The sequence below is a fragment of the Micromonospora sp. NBS 11-29 genome (assembly GCF_002140155.1).
In the GTDB taxonomy this organism is placed as follows: Bacteria; Actinomycetota; Actinomycetes; order Mycobacteriales; family Micromonosporaceae; genus Micromonospora.
This window is the reverse complement of record NZ_NAPR01000004.1, coordinates 651,874-669,255: the sequence shown is the minus strand read 5'-3', so window position 1 is coordinate 669,255 and position 17,382 is coordinate 651,874. Positions and strand designations below refer to the sequence as shown.

General features: G+C 71.4%; 11 protein-coding genes and 3 pseudogenes. 7 read left to right on the top strand and 7 right to left on the bottom strand.

Annotated features, from left to right (window positions below; translation table 11 throughout):
* Positions 1-4: 4 nt before the first annotated feature.
* The 4 genes and pseudogenes from B1205_RS07190 (at position 5) to B1205_RS07175 (ending at position 3,128) form a co-directional block, all read left to right on the top strand.
* Entirely contained in the window at positions 5-1,360 is a 1,356-nt protein-coding gene (locus tag B1205_RS07190; RefSeq protein ID WP_089154847.1) for a glycosyltransferase 87 family protein, read from the top strand.
* A pseudogene (locus B1205_RS07185) lies at positions 1,357-1,934 on the top strand (phosphoribosyltransferase). The gene B1205_RS07190 and the pseudogene B1205_RS07185 overlap by 4 nt, the downstream one beginning before the upstream one ends.
* A gap of 23 nt (positions 1,935-1,957) precedes the next feature.
* Positions 1,958-2,350, top strand: a complete 393-nt coding sequence (locus B1205_RS07180; protein WP_089154846.1) for a TFIIB-type zinc ribbon-containing protein — start codon at positions 1,958-1,960, stop codon at positions 2,348-2,350.
* Positions 2,351-2,444: 94 nt separating this feature from the next.
* Positions 2,445-3,128, top strand: a complete 684-nt coding sequence (locus B1205_RS07175) for a maleylpyruvate isomerase N-terminal domain-containing protein (protein ID WP_089154975.1) — start codon at positions 2,445-2,447, stop codon at positions 3,126-3,128.
* 167 nt (positions 3,129-3,295) lie between these two features.
* Here the strand turns inward: B1205_RS07175 and dnaB are convergent, their stop codons facing one another.
* Positions 3,296-6,115 (bottom strand): replicative DNA helicase, encoded by a 2,820-nt coding sequence (dnaB, locus tag B1205_RS07170; protein WP_089154845.1) that lies wholly within the window; start codon positions 6,113-6,115, stop codon positions 3,296-3,298.
* A gap of 394 nt (positions 6,116-6,509) precedes the next feature.
* Between dnaB and B1205_RS07165 the strand changes: the two genes are divergently transcribed.
* Positions 6,510-7,937 carry a hypothetical protein gene (locus tag B1205_RS07165; RefSeq protein ID WP_089154844.1) on the top strand — a complete coding sequence of 476 codons (1,428 nt, stop codon included), beginning with the start codon at positions 6,510-6,512 and terminating at the stop codon, positions 7,935-7,937.
* Positions 7,938-8,033: 96 nt separating this feature from the next.
* On the opposite strand, the gene rplI is transcribed toward B1205_RS07165, so the two are convergent.
* The 4 genes and pseudogenes from rplI to rpsF form a co-directional block, all read right to left on the bottom strand.
* Entirely contained in the window at positions 8,034-8,480 is a 447-nt protein-coding gene (gene rplI, locus B1205_RS07160) for a 50S ribosomal protein L9 (RefSeq protein WP_089154843.1), read from the bottom strand.
* A 14-nt stretch (positions 8,481-8,494) separates the two neighbouring features.
* A pseudogene (rpsR, locus tag B1205_RS29560) lies at positions 8,495-8,653 on the bottom strand (30S ribosomal protein S18); the annotation flags it as partial.
* 67 nt (positions 8,654-8,720) lie between these two features.
* Positions 8,721-9,184, bottom strand: a pseudogene (locus tag B1205_RS07150) (single-stranded DNA-binding protein).
* A gap of 98 nt (positions 9,185-9,282) precedes the next feature.
* The gene (rpsF, locus tag B1205_RS07145; protein WP_088643630.1) at positions 9,283-9,573 is read right to left on the bottom strand and encodes a 30S ribosomal protein S6; all 291 of its coding nucleotides are present in this window, start codon (positions 9,571-9,573) and stop codon (positions 9,283-9,285) included.
* A 546-nt stretch (positions 9,574-10,119) separates the two neighbouring features.
* On the opposite strand from rpsF, the gene B1205_RS07140 reads away from it, so the two are divergent.
* A complete protein-coding gene (locus B1205_RS07140; RefSeq protein WP_089154842.1) occupies positions 10,120-10,902 on the top strand; it encodes a deoxyribonuclease IV in 783 nt (260 codons plus the stop codon).
* A gap of 626 nt (positions 10,903-11,528) precedes the next feature.
* Positions 11,529-13,223, top strand: coding sequence for a hypothetical protein (locus tag B1205_RS07135; RefSeq protein ID WP_254909766.1), 1,695 nt, complete (start codon positions 11,529-11,531; stop codon positions 13,221-13,223).
* A 26-nt stretch (positions 13,224-13,249) separates the two neighbouring features.
* Here B1205_RS07135 and B1205_RS07130 read toward each other — a convergent pair whose 3' ends face one another.
* Both B1205_RS07130 and B1205_RS07125 read right to left on the bottom strand, forming a co-directional pair.
* A complete protein-coding gene (locus B1205_RS07130) occupies positions 13,250-14,806 on the bottom strand; it encodes a glycosyltransferase family 87 protein (protein WP_089154841.1) in 1,557 nt (518 codons plus the stop codon).
* A gap of 91 nt (positions 14,807-14,897) precedes the next feature.
* Positions 14,898-17,382: transglycosylase domain-containing protein (locus tag B1205_RS07125; protein WP_254909765.1), on the bottom strand; the 2,485-nt coding region annotated here is incomplete at its 5' end.

The following is a 17,382-nucleotide window of genomic DNA, read 5'->3' as shown; positions in this document are numbered from 1 at the left end:
CCGCGTGACCGCTCCCGCCGACCCGGCCACCCCCACCTCCCGCCGCTGGTCGGCGCTCGACACCGCCGCCGGCGGCCTCCCCCTCGACCTGGGCCTCTACGCCGCCGCCACGATCTTCGCCGCGATCACCGCCGCCACCTCCACCCTGCCGCCGCACCGGGCCTGGGGCGCGATCGCCACCATCGGGTACGCCCTCGCCACCCTCGCCGCGGCCACCCAACTCCTGGCCCGCCGCCGCCACCCCGGCACCCCGCTCGCCGGGCCGCCCGCCCGATGGGCGGTCACCGCGCTCACCTGGGCCACCACCGCGTTGCTCCCGGTCGTCGTACAGAGCGTCCAGCGAGCCGGCGGACGCACCGACCGGGCCCAGGAGGAGGTGATCGTGGTCGAACACGCCGGCACCCGTCTCGCCGAGCACGGCACCCCCTACCTCGGGCCCGACGCGATCGCCGCCCTCCCACCCGGCGAGCAGATCCTCGGCTACACCCCCTACCAGCCCGGCATGGCGCTGTTCGGACTGCCCCGGGCCGTCGTCGACGCCTGGTGGACCGACGCCCGCGTCTGGTTCGCCCTCGCCACCGCCCTCACCCTCGCCGCCCTGGTCACCACGCTGCGCACCACCGGCGGAGCAGCCACGCCCCGCCGCACCGACGCCGTGCTGCGCGCCGTCCAGGCCGCCACCGTGCTGCCCGTCTGCGCGCTCACGCTCGCCACCGGCGGCGACGACCTCCCCGTACTCTCGCTCTGCCTGCTCGCCCTCGCCCTCGCCGCCGCCGGCCGACCCGGCCGCGCCGGCCTCGCGGTCGGCGCCGCCGGCGCGCTGAAACTCTTCGCCTGGCCGGTGGCGATCGCGCTGGTCTGCTGGGCAGCCACCCGCCGCGCCGCGCCACGAACCGCCCTGGGCGCCCTCGGCCTGCCCGTCCTCGCCCTGCTCCCGGTCCTGCTCGTCGACCGCGACGCCCTGGTCGAGAACGTGCTGCGCTTCCCGCTCGGCCACGGCCTCGTCAGCAGTCCCGCCCAGTCACCCTTCCCCGGCCACCTGATCGCCGAGGCGCTCCCCGCCGGCCGGTTGGTCGCCGCCGCGCTGCTCGTCGCGGTCGGCCTGACGATCGCCGTCCGGCTGCTGCGCCACCCGCCACGCACCGCCGCCGCCACCGCCCGCATCTGCGGGTACGGGCTGCTCGCCGCGATCCTGCTGGTGCCCTCCACCCGCTTCGGCTACCTGCTCTACCCGGCCGCCCTGCTCGTCCTCGCCCCCGCGCTGGCCCTCGCCGAAACCTCCGCCCGGGCCACCGGCCGGCCGGCATTCCCGGCAACCACCCCGCGCGACGCGGCCGGAAGGCGTACACCTGAGGCATGACCACCTACCGCGACCGGGACGAGGCCGGACGGGACCTCGCCGAACGACTCACCGACCTCGCCGGCCGGCCCGACGTCATCGTCCTNCCCCCCTCGACGTGCTGGTCGTCCGCAAGCTCGGCGTGCCCTGGGCGCCCGAGGTGGCCTACGGGGCACTCGGCCCCGGCGGCGTGCAGGTCCTCAACGACATGGTCGCCGGCCGGATCAGCGAGAACGACCGCGCCCAGGTCCGCCGCCGCGAACAGGCCGAACTGGACCGCCGTGAGCAGCGCTACCGTGACGGCCGGCCCCCGCTGGACCTGACCGACCGCACCGCCGTCATCGTCGACGACGGGCTCGCCACCGGCGCCACCGCCCGCGCCGCCGTCCAGGTCGCCCGTCACCTCGGCGCCGCCCGCGTGCTCGTCGCCGTCCCGGTCGGCGCCGAGCAGGCGTACGAGATGCTCGCGACCGAGGCCGACCAGGTGGTCAGCGCCCAGATTCCGCCCGACTTCGTGGCCGTCGGCGGCTACTACGACGACTTCCACGAGGTCTCCGACGACGAAGTGACGCAGGCTCTCACCGCCACCGCGTGAAAACACCCGGTACCGTCGTTGTCATGCAGCTCACGTGTCCCAAATGCCGTGGAGAGATGCGCCAGTACGAGCGCAGCGGCGTAGTCATCGACCAGTGCGGCGAATGCCGTGGCATCTTCCTCGACCGCGGCGAGCTCGAAAAGCTGTTCGAGGCCGAGGCGAACTGGAACCGGCAGCACGGCGGCGCCCCGCAGCAGGCCGCACCCGCCGGCGCCGGTTACCCACCGCCCCCGCCGCCACCGGCCGCCGCACCGCACCAACCCGGCTACGGCGCCGTCCCCCCGCCCCCTCCTCCGCCGCCGCCCGGCCACGGGTACGCGCAGCCCGCGTACGGCCACAGCCAGCAGCACTACGGCTACCACGGCCACTACCGCCGCAAGAAGAAGCACGGCTTCCTCGGCGAACTCTTCGACTGACGTGTAAGGAGGGGCCCCTTGTTAACGCCTGGGCGATAGGAGGGGGCCCCTCCTAACCGTGCCGGCCGGCGCGCGCCGTGGCAGGCTGCACCCCATGAGCCCGATCCGGCAGCACGAGGCGCTGGCCCAGGCGTACGCCGGCATCACCGCGGTCGTCACCCCGCTCGACGACGCCGGTCTGCAACGGCCCACCCGCTGCCGGGGCTGGCTCGTCGCCGACCTGCTCTTCCATGTGCTCTGTGACGCCCAACGCGCCCTCGTCGCCCTGGCCAGCCCGGTGCCCGGCCCGGCCGACGTGAACGACGTCAGCTACTGGCGCGGGTTCACCCCCGGTGGGGACGACGAGGCCGGCGCGCGACACGCCTGGTGGGTCCGCCGCTCGGCCGCCGCGTTCGACCGGCCCACCGGCGTGGTCCGGCTCTGGTCCGACACCGCCCCCGCCGCCGCACGGGCGGCCGCCGCCGCCGACCCCGACGGGTACGTCACCACGCAGGGGCATGTGCTGCGCGTACCCGATCTGCTCGCCACCCTGACCACCGAGGCGGTCATCCACCACCTGGACCTGGTGGTGGACCTGCCGGACGCGCCGCTGCCCGCAGCCGACCCGACCCGGGTGGCGGTGACCACGATGGACGGGCTTCTGCCGGACGAGGCGGTGCGGCCGGCCGGCTGGGACGACCACGAGTATCTGCTCAAGGCGACCGGCCGGGTGCCGCTGACCGACCGGGACCGGTTCGAGCTGGGCGAGGCGGCAGGCTGGTTCCCGCTGCTCGGCTGACCGTCCTTGATCATCGGAGCGGCGGGCGCACCGACCGGAACTGTCGTCCGACTGAGCCGCCGATCATGGAGTTGTGGCACCTCCGATATCGGCCGCAACCTGACATACCAAGGCACCACAACTCCTAGATCGACGCGATCGTCAGAGATCTTGGAGCGAGACGGCGCTCAGACGATGGCCATGTCCACGAAGCGCGACAGGTGCAACTGGGCCGCGACCGTCACCGTGTCGGTGGGACCATTTCGGTGTTTGGCGATGATGAAGTCGGCCTCTCCAGCCCGCGGCGACTCCTTGTCATAGTAGTCGTCACGGTGCAAAAGGATTACAACGTCAGCATCCTGCTCAATAGAGCCAGATTCACGCAAATCGGACAACTGTGGACGCTTGTCCGTGCGCTGCTCGGGACCACGGTTCAGCTGACTCACCGCGATCACCGGGCACTCGACCTCCTTGGCCAGCAGCTTCAGGCCACGCGACAGGTCCGCGACCTCCTGCTGCCGGCTCTCGGTGCGTTTCGGCGACGTCATGAGCTGGAGATAGTCGACCACGATCAGCTTCAGGTCGTGCTTCTGCTTGAGCCGGCGTGCCTTCGCCCGGATCTCCATCAGGTTCATGCTCGGCGTGTCGTCGACGAAGAGCGGCGCCTCGCTGATCTCGCCCATGCAGCGGGCCAGCTTGGTCCAGTCGTCGTCGGAGAGCTGCCCGCTACGAAGCACGTGCAGTGGCACGCGTGCCTCGGCCGAGAGCAGTCGCATGACGATCTCGACCTTGCTCATCTCCAGCGAGAAGATGGCTGCGGCCTGGTTGGCACGAATGGCGGCGTTCCGGGCGAAGTCCATGCTGGCCGTGCTGTTGTGGGTCGGGATCATCGACCGACCCGCCAGGTAGAGGTGGTCGGTGTTGTCCACGGTCACGCAACGCACCGGAACACTGGCCACCGGTCGGACATCCACGACAAAGCGGGAGTGGGAACGCACGTCCGAGGACGTCCGTCGTCGGGCCAGGTGCGCAGCCCGCTTCCGTTCCAGGTGGAAGACCGGATCCGGGGTGGAGAAGTTCACCGTGTAGGCGATCGACGAGTCCTCTGTGCGCCCGCGAACCCTTCGCTCGGCGATCGTGCATCGGTAGCCCAGGCTGACCACGAGTTCCCGGACACCCTCGATCAGCCGCTTCGAGGTGGAGGTGTACTGGAGGTTCCCGGTCGGTGCCACCGTACCGTCGGTGTCCATCAGCCCGGCGAGCAGCGCCCGGCGCTGGGCCTCGGAGGCTCGTAGGTAGCCCTGCGGAATGTGCTTGTCGAAGGCCACTCCGACCTGGCGGAGCAGCGCAAGGAACGAGCCACCCCGGTCGTAGCACTCGGCGCAGCGGCGGACTGCTTGGTTCTCACGCAGTGCACGGGTGGAAACTCCGCAGTCAACACAGGTGCGGTACGTCGTCCTTGCCACGGTGGGCAGCGAAACCGTGAACACCATTGGGCCGCTGGGTCGCACCAGGAAGCCGTCCCGGGCCACCAGGTCGACCATCTCGGCGTCCGCAGTGGTGAATCGGCTGGCTCCGGTGTGACCGTCGCCGAGCCACACCCCGAGGGTGTACGGGGGAACCGCCAATTCACGTTCCGGTAGCTGGAGCGGCGCACAGTTCTCCACGGCGTGGTTGAGGCGCCGGTCTGCGGTGTCGGTGCGAAGCGTCGCCGCGATCTGCGCGGTGGTCACGACTCCGTCGTGCCGGACGCGGGCCCCGTCGTTGACCTGTTGCTCGGCCCGCTGGCGAAGGCCGGAGACGAGCGCGCCCGCCGGGTAGCCGGGAGCGGTCCAGTTGCGAACCTTGCCGGCCCGGGTCACCGGCCGGGCGATCCGGCCGTTCACACCGACCTGGCGCGCCACCGTGTGCAGCACGTTGCGGAACTCGGGGCCGACCTGCTCAAGCGCCTCCGCCAGGGTGACCAGGCGGTGCGGCTCAGCGGACGCCGTCGCTTCGGCCGCGCGCACCCTCGCCAGCGCCGTCTCGGGCCGGTAGCGGCGGGGACGCGCCTCGGGCTGCCGACGGCTGGCCCGGGTGGTGGTCTTCCACAGATGTTCGGCATCGGCCACGATGACCGAGCCATCGGAAAACTCGACCTCGTAGCAGGGACGGTCGTGCATCACGTCGAAGACGTTGGTGACGGTGGTCGGGTTGCCGTCGGCTGCGAGCAGCTGATCCCCGACGCGTACCGCCCCCATAGTGGTCCAACCCGCCGGGGTGGGCAGGGGGGTGTCGAGCGCCAGCGCCTTTCCGAGACCCGGTCGACCAGCCACGATGATCAGCTGCCCCGCGTGCAGACCGTTGAGCAGCCGGTCGAGGTCGGTGAAGCCGGTCGGCACGCCGGTCATCACGCCGCCCTGGGCGCCGACCGCCTCGATCTCGTCGAGCGTCGGCTGGAGCATGTCGGCCAGGACGGCGAAGTCCTCGCTGACCCGCTTCTCGGTGATCTCGTAGACGGCCTGCTGGGCGAGGTCGACGATGTCGTCCACGTCCCGGCTGCCGCTCGGGCCGGTGCCGTAGCCGAGCTGCACGATCCGGGTGCCGGCCTCGACGAGTCGCCGGAGCACGGCCCGCTCGCCGACGATGCGGGCGTAGTAGGCGGCGTTCGCGGCGGTGGGCACGCTGGCGATCAGGGTGTGCAGGTAGGGAGCGCCGCCGATCCGGGCGAGGTCGCCGGAGTCGGCGAGCGCGGCGGCCACCGTGATCGGGTCGGCGGGTTCGCCTCGGCCGTAGATGTCGAGGATGGCGTCGAAGATGGTGGCGTGCACCGGGCGGTAGAAGTCGTTGGTCTTGAGGATCTCCACGACGTCCGCGATGGCGTCCTTGGAGAGCAGCATGCCGCCGAGGACGCACTGCTCGGCGGCGACGTCCTGGGGTGGGGTCTTTTCGAAGGGCGCGTCCCGCAGCGGTGGCTCGGACGGTTGCCCCCCGGTCCGTTCCGCGCGCGTCTCGTCGGTGACCGACACGGGTCCCCCCTTGCTGCGTCGGATCGAATCCAGCTCTCTCGCCGGTGTATGACAACTTCCGCCGACCCTCCGGTCGATCGGGGGTCATCGCCCGGCGGTCGGGGGCCACGATACGGAACCCGAGGTCAGCCGCTCAACAGGGCCGGTGGATGAGCCTTGGGACAACCTGTGGACGGCCGGGGGACGACATGTGCGCAGGGTGTGCACAAGGGTGTGGAAAAGTGATGGGGATTTCCGGGCCCGGCGCTTCTGACCTGGCCATTTTTCATCAACACCCTGTGGACGAAAGATTTCGGGTGGAGCCTTGTCGCCGTTCGTCCCGTACTATCGCTGCGAACGGCTACACCTGGACAGCGGGTTGCACTTTCGGGTTGAGAAGGGTCACGCTCCGGCCGTGAGACACCGGGACTGGCGAAGCGGGGAGGACAGCCCGCGCGAGCGCTACCGCACCCCGAGCCGTCGGCGGGCGATCGAGCGTGGCCAGGACGAGCCGGTGGACGCCTATCTTCCGCAGTGGGCGGTGGAGTCGGGGATCAGTCAGGCGGACGGTGGCGGGCGGCACGCCGCGCCGGACGACGAGGTCGAGGCGCGGGTCGAGGCACCGCCCGTCGGGCGCGGCCGGCGGGCCGCCGCCGAGCGGTGGCTGGACGACGGCCGGCGTGAGCTGCGGGCCATCGGCGCCGGCCCGGCGTCGGACCACACCGCCGAGTGGACGATGGACGCCCCACAGGCTCGGGGGTACGTCGGGAGCAGGCGGGCCGAGACGTCGGAGGACGAGCCGGTGTCGGGGGTGACCCCGCGGAGCCGGCCTCGTCGTGCGGCGACCCGACGGCCGCAGGTGACGTGGTCGGGGCTGGCGGAGGAGGCCACCTCGGCGGGTGGGACCGGCGGGTGGGAGGCCGAGCGGCCGGCCCGGCGAAGCCGCCGGGCGACGACGGATGCGTCCTGGCCGCCGCCGGCGGTGGATCCCTGGGAGCGGAGTCGAGCGGTCGAACCTCCGGCGGTCGATCCGTGGGATGCCTCGGGTGTGCACGCGTGGGGCCGATCGGCCACCGGGAGCAGGTGGGACCAGGCGGAGAGCCGGTGGGATCGGACGGAGCACACCGGCGAGTGGGAGCGGTTCACCGACACCGGTCATCTGGAGCCGGTGCGGGATCCCGGCGACCGGTACCCGGAGGTGGATCCGTGGGACCGCACGGCACCGCCGGTGCGGGAGGGTTGGGCGACGCCGGAGCGGGCCGAACAGTTCTGGTCGGGCACCCGGTTGGCGGGTGACGATCCGCGCTGGATGGACACGCCGTCGTCGGCGCCGCACTCGCCTGCGGTCGCGTACCCCGCTCCCCGTCCGCGGGCCGCGCCTCGCCGGCGGTCGGCGGAGTCGGTCGGGGCGGATGGGTCGCCGCCGCGGCGGGTGGAGACGGTGGGTGGCGGCTCGTGGGGCCGGCGGTTGGAGGACGACCTGCTGGCCCCGGATCCGGGTGGGCCGCTGCGACCGCTGGTCTACACGGCGGCCTGTTATCTGGTGCCGGCGGTGCTGCTCTTCTTCGGTCTGGTGTTCCTCAACGGGCAGGCGCCGGAGGGGTGTGTCACCGACATCACCGGCGGCGGCTGCGACTCGCAGCGGGCACACGCGTTCGCGTCGTTGTCGGCGGCGGTGCCGCGGTTCGGGCTGGCGATGGTGAGCAGTCTGGTGGTGGCGGTGATGCTGCGTCAGGTCGGGACGACCTGGCGGCCGGCGACGGTGGCGATGGCGGCAGCGGTGGTGGGTGGTGGGTTGTCCACGGTGGTGATCAGCGCGGTGACCGGTCAGCCGATCGGCTGACCGGGCCGACACGGTGAGCCGGGACGCGGTGCTCCGGCGGACGTGGAAGGGCCCGCACCGGTCCTCCGGTGCGGGCCCTTCGTCGTGCTGCGGGTGTCAGCCCTGGACCACGTTGAGGTCGAACTTGGCGGTCACCTCGGGGTGCAGCCGAATGCTGACCGGGTAGGCGCCGAGCGACTTGATGTGGCCGGGGGTCTCCAGCCGACGGCGGTCCAGGGCCGGGCCGCCGGCCGCCTTGACGGCGTCGACGATCTCGGCCGGGGTGACCGAACCGAAGAGCCGGCCGCCGTCGCCGGCGCGGGCCTTCAGGCTGACCTTGAGGCCCTCAAGCTGGCCCTTGATCTCGTTGGCGTGGTCGAGGTCGCGCACCTCGCGGGCCGAGCGGGCCCGCTTGATGACCGTGACCTGCTTCTCGGCACCCTTGGTCCAGGCGATCGCGAAGCCCTGCGGCAGCAGGTAGTTACGGCCGTAGCCGTCCTTGACCTCGACGATGTCGCCCGGAGAGCCGAGGCCGGACACCTCCTGAGTGAGGATGATCTTCATGTCCGTGCCTCCCCTCAGCGGGCCGTGGCCGTGTACGGCAGGAGCGCCATCTCGCGGGCGTTCTTGACCGCACGGGCGATCTGCCGCTGCTGCTGCGAGGTCACGCCGGTCACCCGCCGAGCGCGGATCTTGCCGCGGTCGGAGATGAACTTGCGCAGCAGCGCGGTGTCCTTGTNCGCAGTGCCGCAGCCTTCGCCATTGCTCTTGCTCCTGGTTTGCGATCGCGGGCGCTCGGCGCCATCAGAACGGGGGCTCCTCGTCGAAGTTTCCGCCGCCCGAACCAGCGCGGGAGGGGGCCGGGGNCCACCACCGCCGAAGCCGCCGCCTCCGCCACCGGAGCGGGACATCTTCTGCACCTTCGCCGTGGCGTAGCGCAGGGACGGGCCGATCTCGTCGACCTCCAGCTCGATGACGGTGCGCTTCTCACCCTCGCGGGTCTCGTACGACCGCTGACGCAGCCGGCCGGACACGATCACCCGGGCGCCGCGCTGCAGCGACTCGGCGACGTTCTCGGCGGCCTGGCGCCAGACCGTGCACGAGAGGAACAGCGGCTCGCCGTCCTTCCACTCGCCGGACGCCTTGTCCATGAACCGGGGCGTCGAGGCGACCCGGAACTTGGCGACCGCGGCACCGGAGGGGGTGAACCGCAACTCGGGGTCATCGGTCAGGTTGCCGATGACCGTGATGGTGGTGTCTCCTGCCATGACCATCTCCTCGCGCACTCATCGTTGTGCCGTACAGGCTCTCAGAGCCCTCCGACATCGCGGATGAGGCTTGATCCGGACGTACCGGGTCTAGATGCTCAGCGCATCTCCGGGCGAATGACCTTGGTGCGCAGCACCGACTCGTTGAGTCGGAGCTGACGGTCCAGCTCGGCCACGGCCTCCGGCGTCGCCTGGAGGTCGACGACGGCGTAGATGCCCTCGGCCTTTTTGTTGATCTCGTACGCGAGGCGCCGGCGGCCCCACACGTCGGTCTTCTCCACCGAGCCACCCGCGGTCCGGATCACGTTCAGGTACGTGTCGAGCGACGGGGCGACGGTGCGCTCCTCGAGGCTGGGATCGAGGATCACCATGACTTCATAGTGACGCAAGACGTGCTCACCTCCTGTGGGCTAGGCGGCCACGGTCCTTCCGTGGCAGGAGGTCGTGCGTCGTGGCCCGCCCGGTGCCGGGGGAACCCGGCCGGACGCGGACAACCGCACCAGGATAGCCGGTCCGGACGATCATGCCCGAGCCGGTGGTTCGGAGGGTCCCGGAACGCGGCGGCAGGGGCCCACCCGCGGCGTCGTACGCCGGAGGATGGACCCCTGCCCACGGGGCCGCGGGGCGTCCCGTCCGCATTCCTTGGGTGGGACCTGGGGAGGAACGACCACACCGATGAGGTTGGATCGAGGACACCCCGCGGAGCTTTTATCGTGTTGTCACCTGGTCTGACCATACAGCGGCTCTCGTCACCGCTTGGGGCAAATGGAGGAATTGCTCCACCCGGGCCGTGCGTGCTGTGGACCACGTCGGGTCAAGCGTCGACCGTCGATCCCACCTCGGACAACGACCGCCGGACCGGGTGGTGACGCGTCCACCCGCGGAACCCGCGCGCGAGCGCACCCACGTCGTAGGCGCGACGTAGGCTGCCCTGCATGCGAATCGGAGCCCACGTCGATCCGACCGACCCGCTCGCCGAGGCGGCCGCCCGGGAGGCCGGTGCGGTGCAGTTCTTCCTCGCCGACCCGCAGGGCTGGAAGGCCCCGAAGCCGCGGGAGGACGCCGAGCGCCTGCGCGCCGCCGACGTCGACCTCTACGTGCACGCGCCGTACGTGATCAACGTGGCCACGCTCAACAACCGGATCCGCATCCCCAGCCGCAAGCTGCTCCTCGGCCACGCCACCGCCGCGGCGGCCGTCGGGGCCAAGGGCCTGATCGTGCACGGCGGTCACGTCAACGCCGGCGACGACCTGGCGGTCGGCTTCGACAACTGGCGCAAGACCTTCGCGTACGCGGCGGATTCCGGCGGCTTCCCGCTGCCGGTGCTGATCGAGAACACCGCCGGCGGTGACAACGCCTGCGCCCGACACCTGGACGCGCTGGCCCGGCTCTGGGACGCGCTCGGTGGCCACGAGGTCGGTTTCTGCCTGGACACCTGTCACGCCCACGCCGGCGGCGAGGAGCTGCTGGGCCTGGTCGACCGGGTCAAGGCGATCACCGGCCGGATCGACCTGATCCACGCGAACAACTCCAAGGGGGCCTTCAACTCGGGCCAGGACCGGCACGACAACCTCACCGGCGGCACGATCGACCCGGAGCTGCTGGTGGCGGTGATCCGGGCGGCCGGCGCCCCGGTGATCGTCGAGACCCCGGGCGGCGTCGAGGGCCAGGCGGCCGACATCGCGTTCCTGCGTGACCAACTCGGCGAGGCCGCATGACCACCGGACGGCCGGACGCGACGGCCGGCAGGGAGCGCCCCGGCACCGGCGAGGCGAAGACCGGCGAGAAGAGGGCCGCCACGGCCGCTGGTCACCCCGACACCGGCGCGACGGTCGGAGCCGGAAGCGGCGACGGCGCGCGGAACACCTCCACCGCCGTCACAGCCACGGCGGAGAACGGGCCTGCCACTGCCACGAAGGGCAACGGGCCCGCCACGGGCCCGGAGGCGGGCGGGGCCGACGCCGGGCCGGGCGATGCCGGCACGGCCGTCGACGCCGGCAGGAAGTCCGCCGGCGCCGACGAACGCGTCGAGGCGGCCCAGGAGGGGACCGGGAGCACGGGCCGCGCCGGAAGCGAGGACGGTGCCGGGAGTACGGGCCGAGCCCGGAGCAAGGACCGCGCCGGTAGGAAGCGCCGCGCCAGGGGCACGACCGGAACCGACGGGGGCAGCCCGGCCGGAGCGGCGACCGGCGAGAGCGGAACCGGCGATGCCGGCAAGGACGCGACCGGCGATGCCGGCAAGAGCGGAACCGACGGTACGGGTGACGAGCCCGAGGATCCCTGGTCCGCGTTCGGGCCGGCACCCGAGCCGGTGCTCGGCAGGGTCCGGCGGACGGTTCGCGCGGTGGGCCGGTTCCTGGTGCACGAGTGGACGCTCGCCGCCGTCGCCGCGCTGGCGGTGGCCGCGGCGATGACCTGGCCCACGCTGCGCTACCCGCGTTACACACTTCCGCAGGACTACTGGGACCCGAGCCTCCAGGCGTGGCAGATGGCCTGGTCGGGGCACATCCTGCGCACCGACCCGGCGATGTTGTGGCACGCCAACACGTTCTTTCCGGAAAACTGGAGCTTCGCCTTCTCCGACACCCTGCTCGGGTACGCCCCGGCCGGCCTGATCGGGGTCGGCCCGGAGCACGCCGTGCTGCGCTACAACATCATCTTCGTGCTGGCCCACGCGCTCGCCGCGTTCGGGGCGTACGCGCTGGCCCGACAGCTCGGCGCGGGCCGGATCGGTGGCGCGGTGGCCGGGGTGAGCTTCACGTACGCGCCGTGGCTGCTGGCCCAGGCGGGGCACCTGCACATCATCTCCAACGGCGGCATCCCGTTGGCGCTGGCCATGCTCGCCCGTGGTCACGGCTGGTCACTGCGGTACGGCTACCGGCCACGCCGGCGGCACGCGGGCTGGGCGCTCGCCGGCTGGCTGGTGGCCGCCTGGCAGCTCAGCCTCGGCTTCGGCATCGGGCTGCCGTTCGCCTACCTGCTGGCCGGCGTCGGGCTGGTCTCGGTGGTGCTGTGGTTCGTCCGGCGGCGCCGGGTGAAGCGTCCGTTCGGCTGGCGGCTGCTCCTGGCCGACCTGTTCGGCGGTCTCGTCTTCGCCGCAGTCGGTGGATTGCTGGCGATTCCGTTCTTCACGGTCGCCGAGCAGCACCCGAACGCGGCGCGCACGCTCGCCGAAATCGATCTCTACTCGCCGCCGGCCAGCGGGTTCTTCACCGCGCCGGCCGAGTCCCGGGTCTGGGGCGAGCTGCACGAGGGGGCCCGGGCCGTGCTGCCCTGGCATCCGGAGATGACGCTGCTGCCGGGCTTCGCGCTGTACGCGCTGGCGGCCGGCGGGTTGTTCTTCTCGGTCTGGCGGGTCCGCCACCGTCTGTTCCTGCTGGCCGGCGTGCTGGTGACGATGGCCCTGGCGATGGGCACCCGGTTCTTCGGCGGCCGGTTCACCTACGTGCCGCTCTTCGACTACCTGCCAGGCTGGAACGGGTTGCGCACACCGGGCCGGATGATGCTCTGGACCACACTGCTGCTCGGTCTGCTCGCGGCCGGCGCGCTCACCGCGTTCTGCATCCGGGTACGCGAACTCGCGGCCGAACGGGTTCCCCCGTGGCCCGGCCCGTGGCTGCGGCTGGCGACGCTGCTGCCGCTGGTGCTCGTGCTGGCGGAAGGGCTGAACGTCACTCCGCACCCGGTGGTACCGAGACAACCGGCGGTGATGCGCAGCGTCGACGGTCCGCTGCTGGTGCTGCCGAGCAGCCAGAACATGGATCAGCCGGTAATGCTCTGGTCGACCGACCGGTTCCAGCAGATGGTCAATGGCGGCAGTGGCTTCACCCCGCACTCCCAGGCCCAGATCCGCGAGGCCACCGTCGGCTTCCCCGACTACGCCAGCGTCGACTACCTGCGGCAGATCGGGGTCAGGAACGTGGTGGTGCTCCGGGACCGGCTTGGCGGCACCCCCTGGGAGGGGATGCTCGACCGGCCAGTCGACGGACTGGGCGTGTCCCGGGAGCAGGTCGGCGAGGCGGTCGTGTTCCGGCTGTGACGCCGGTCATCCCGCCGCCGCAACCGTCAAGCAGGCACGGGTTCGACCGGGCGCTCGACGGCGCGGGAGCGCCAGCGCTGATACCAGGGTGCGTCGGGCGCGCCGTCGAGCAGGCCGCCGTCGGGGTCGTCGTCGTAGGTCTGCCGCACCGCGTCCTGCTCCGGCCGCAGGATGTCCCGGATGACGAAGCCGCAGAGCACCGCCACGGTGATCAGGCGCAGGCTGGACGCCAGCACGAAGACGCCCTCGGGGAAGACCGGCCGGGAGGTGGCGGTGCCGAGCAGTTCGCCGTAGAAGGCGGCGAAGTAGCAGACCTCGGCGAACTGCCAGGCCAGGAACGCGCCCCAGCGGGGTCGGGCGAGCACCGCGAGCGGCAGCAGCCAGAGCACGAACTGCTGCGACCAGACCTTGCTGAAGATCAGGAAGGCGGCGACCACCAGGAAGGCGAGCTGGGCCAGCCGGGGGCGGCGCGGGGCGAGCAGCGCCAGCGCGGCCACGCCGAGGCAGGCCAACCCGAACAGCAGGTACGACACCCAGTTGAGGGTGGAGATGTTGGCGTTGAGCCACTCGAACGGCCCGAGTTCTCCAGGGGCGGAGGGGCTGATCCGGCCGTCCAGGTAACGGCCGATGTACCACAGCGTGCCCCAGTCGATGGGGCGGGTGGTGTTCAAGTCGAAGAACCGACCCCAGTTCTCCCGGTATGGAATCGCCACCGGCAGGTTGACCGCGACCAGCGTCACCAGCGCGGCCGCGGTGGTGACCAGCCCGGCCCGCAGCCGGCCGGCGCGCACCGTGAGGATGAGGATCGGGCCGAGCAGGAACAGCGGCCACATCTTCGCCGCGCCGCCGAGCCCGAGCAGCACGCCCGCCGACACGGCGGGCAGCAGTCCGCGTACGGTGTCCCGGGTACGCGACCAGGCCAGCAACCCGAACGCGGCCAGGCCGATGGCGAGCAGGTCCCAGTTGACCGTGGCGGTGAGCACCAGGGCCGGGGAGAGGGCGAACAGCGCCGCGTCCCAGGGCCGTCGCCGGCGCAGGTTGAGGATGACCGCGACGGTGGCGACGGCGAGCGCGCCGAGCACCAGCGCGTTGAGGTTGTAGAACCACTGACCCTGGTTGATGCCCGGGTTGTCCGTCCCGACGGCGTGCACCGGCAGGCCGAGCGCACCCATGAAGTAGCCGGTCAGCACCGGGTACTCCACCGGGTGGTCGGCGTAGGGCACCTTGCCCTCGTTGAGGCCCTCGGCGTAGTAGAGCGCCAGCACGTCGGTGTAGCACATCCGGGTGTACTGGACGTTGTTCTGCCAGGCGCCGTCCTGGCAGGGGGACTTCTGCACCCAGTGCAGGGCGAGCGTGAGGCAGACCAGGGCCAGCACGATCCGGGCGGCGGTCCAGAACCGGCCCTCGCGGCCGGTCGGCCGCTCCAGGGCGGCGGCGTGGTCGCCCAGCGGTCCACCGATCAGGCCGGACGTGCCCTGGACGAACCAGTCCGAGCGGGACGGGTGGTCCACCACCGGTCCGGGCTCCGGCGTGGCCCCGGAAGAGCCGGGCTCATCGATGCCTGCGGTCGACTGGGTGCTCATGGAGAGGCATCCTGCCGTACACCGGGCCCCGCCGTCCCGCCGCGCGNGGCCGGACCGCTCGGGTCCGGCCGCCGCCGTCAGGTCGTCCGCGTCAGTTGAACTGCCGCGTCGGTGGGGTGCTGGGGAGCAGGCCGCCACCCCGGCCACCGGGGCCTGGCGGGCCACCGCCCGGGTTGTTACCGCCGGGGTTACCGCCACCCGGGTTGTTGCCGCCCGGGTTGCCGGGGTTATTGCCGCCGGGGTTACCGCCGCCCGGATTGCCGTCGGGGCAGAACATGCCGAGCGGGTCGCAGCCGGGCCCACCCGGCTGGCCCGGCTCGGGCTTCGGTGCCGGCATCTCGCCGTTGCCTGCGTCGTCCTTGCCGACGTGCGCGGCCTCCGGGAAGTCCAGCTTATCCTTGCCCTTCAGCGCGTCGTTCATGAAGCGTTGGAAGATCGCACCGGGCATCTTGGAGCCGCTGATGCTCTCCCCGCCCTTGAACTTGATCGCCTTGCGGTCCTTGACGTTGCCGACCCAGACGGCGGTAGCGAGCTGCGGCGTGTAGCCGACCATCCAGGCGTCGCCGTTGTCGGTGCTGCCGTCGCCCAGTTCCCAGGTGCCGGTCTTCTCGGCGACCTTGCGGCCGTCGTCGAGTCGGCGGTTGATCTGGCCCGGGTACTGCTCCAACACGGAGCTGACGTCGGCGGCGATGTCCTTGTCGACCCGCCGCTGCGGCTTGAGCTTCTCGCCGCCCACCGTGTCCCACTTGCCGGTGTCCGGGTTCTGCTTCTCGACCTTGCGGATGAAGTGTGCCTTGTTGTAGACGCCCTGGTTGGCGAAGGTGGCGACGCCGTTGGCGTGGTCGAGCACCGTGATCGGGTACTGGCCGTAGCCCACCACGTTGAAGAACGGCTCGGGCGCGACCTCCTTGAAGTCCTTCACCTTGGTGAGGTCGTACGCCTGGGCCGGGTTGGTGTCGGTCCGCCACATGGTGGTGATGCCGGCCTGCTTGGCCATCTCGACCACCTTGTCCGGGCCGATCTGCTCGGTGATGTAGTAGAACGGCACGTTCAGCGACTTCAACGTCGACAGTTCGAGCGTGCAGGAGTCGCCACAGGAGACCTTGTCGGCGCCGGCGTTGCTGACCTTGAACTCCGTGCCCTTCGGCTTGAAGGCCGAGCCCTTCCACCGCGACTTGATCGAGATGCCGGCCTTGAGCGCCGCGGCGAGCGTGTAGATCTTGAAGGTCGACCCCGGCGAGTGGCCGCCGCTGACCACGCCGTTCTCGACGTTCTTGCCGGCGTAGTCGGTGCCGGTGCCGTTGTCGCCGCCGTAGTAGGCGAGCACCCGACCGGTTTCCGGGTCGACCGACACCACGGCGGCCATCAGGTTCTTCGGCTGCCCGGCGAGTTCGGAGCCCTTCTTGGCCCGCTGGGCCGCGTCGAGCGCCGCCTCCTGCATCTTCTTGTCGATCGTGGTGGTGATCTTGTAACCGCCGCGGCTGAGCGCCTTCGAGCAGAGCGGCTTCGCCTCGGTCGCCTCCGCCTCCTTGTCGGTGCAGAGGCCCATCTCGCGCAGTTCCTGCGAGACGTAGTTGACGACGTTGCCGTACGGGGTGTCGATGCCGAAGCTGCCGACGTTGTTCTTCGACGGCTTCGCGACGTTCTTCGGGTACTCGGTGGGATGCTGCGGCATGTTCGGCGCGTCGAGCCACTTCTCGGTGATCATGCCGTTGATGACGTAGTTCCACCGCTCCAACGCGGCCGTCGGGTTGATCGCCGGGTCGTAGCCCTGGTGGGTGGCGCTCGGCTCGGGCTGCTTGATCAGCGCCGCCAGCACCGCGGCCTCGGCCACGGTGAGCTTGTCCACGTTTTTCTTGAAGTACGTCTGCGCCGCCGACTGGATGCCGTACGCGCCGCGCCCGAAGTAGATCACGTTCAGGTAGTGCTGCATGATCACGCGCTTGTCGTACTTGTCGTTCAACTTGGAGGCGAGGACCGCCTCCTTCACCTTGCGGCCGTACGAGTCCTGGTTGAGGTTGTCGAACGCGTTCCGGGCGTACTGCTGGGTGATCGTCGACGCACCCTGCTTGTCGCCGCCGCTGAGGTTGTTCCACGCGGCCCGCGCGATGCCCTTGTAGTCCACGCCGGAGTGGCGGTAGAAGTTCCGGTCCTCCGCCGCCGCGACCGCGTGCTGGACCCACTCCGGGATCTGCTCGATGGTGACCAACTGCCGGTTCTGATCGCCGATCTTCGCGATCGGGTTCTTGCCGGTGCGGTCGTAGATGGTGGTCGACAGCGGCGGAATGGTGTCCTCCGGGAGCACCACCTTGGTGGAGTACCAGGTGAAGCTGACCACGCCGGCCCCGGCGAGCATGATGAACACGGCGAAGCCGGCGATCAGCACGTTGATCCGACGGCGCTTCTTCGCCCGGGCCGGGTCCTCACCGCGACCGCGCCGGCCGGGGCCGGTCGGGCCGCCGGGGCCGCCCGGTCCTCCCGGACCGCCGCCGCTCACTCCGGGCACGCCGGCCCGGGCCACTGCGGCGCGACCGCCGACCGACGCCGCGCCGACGCTCGCGCGCCCTGCGCCGCCG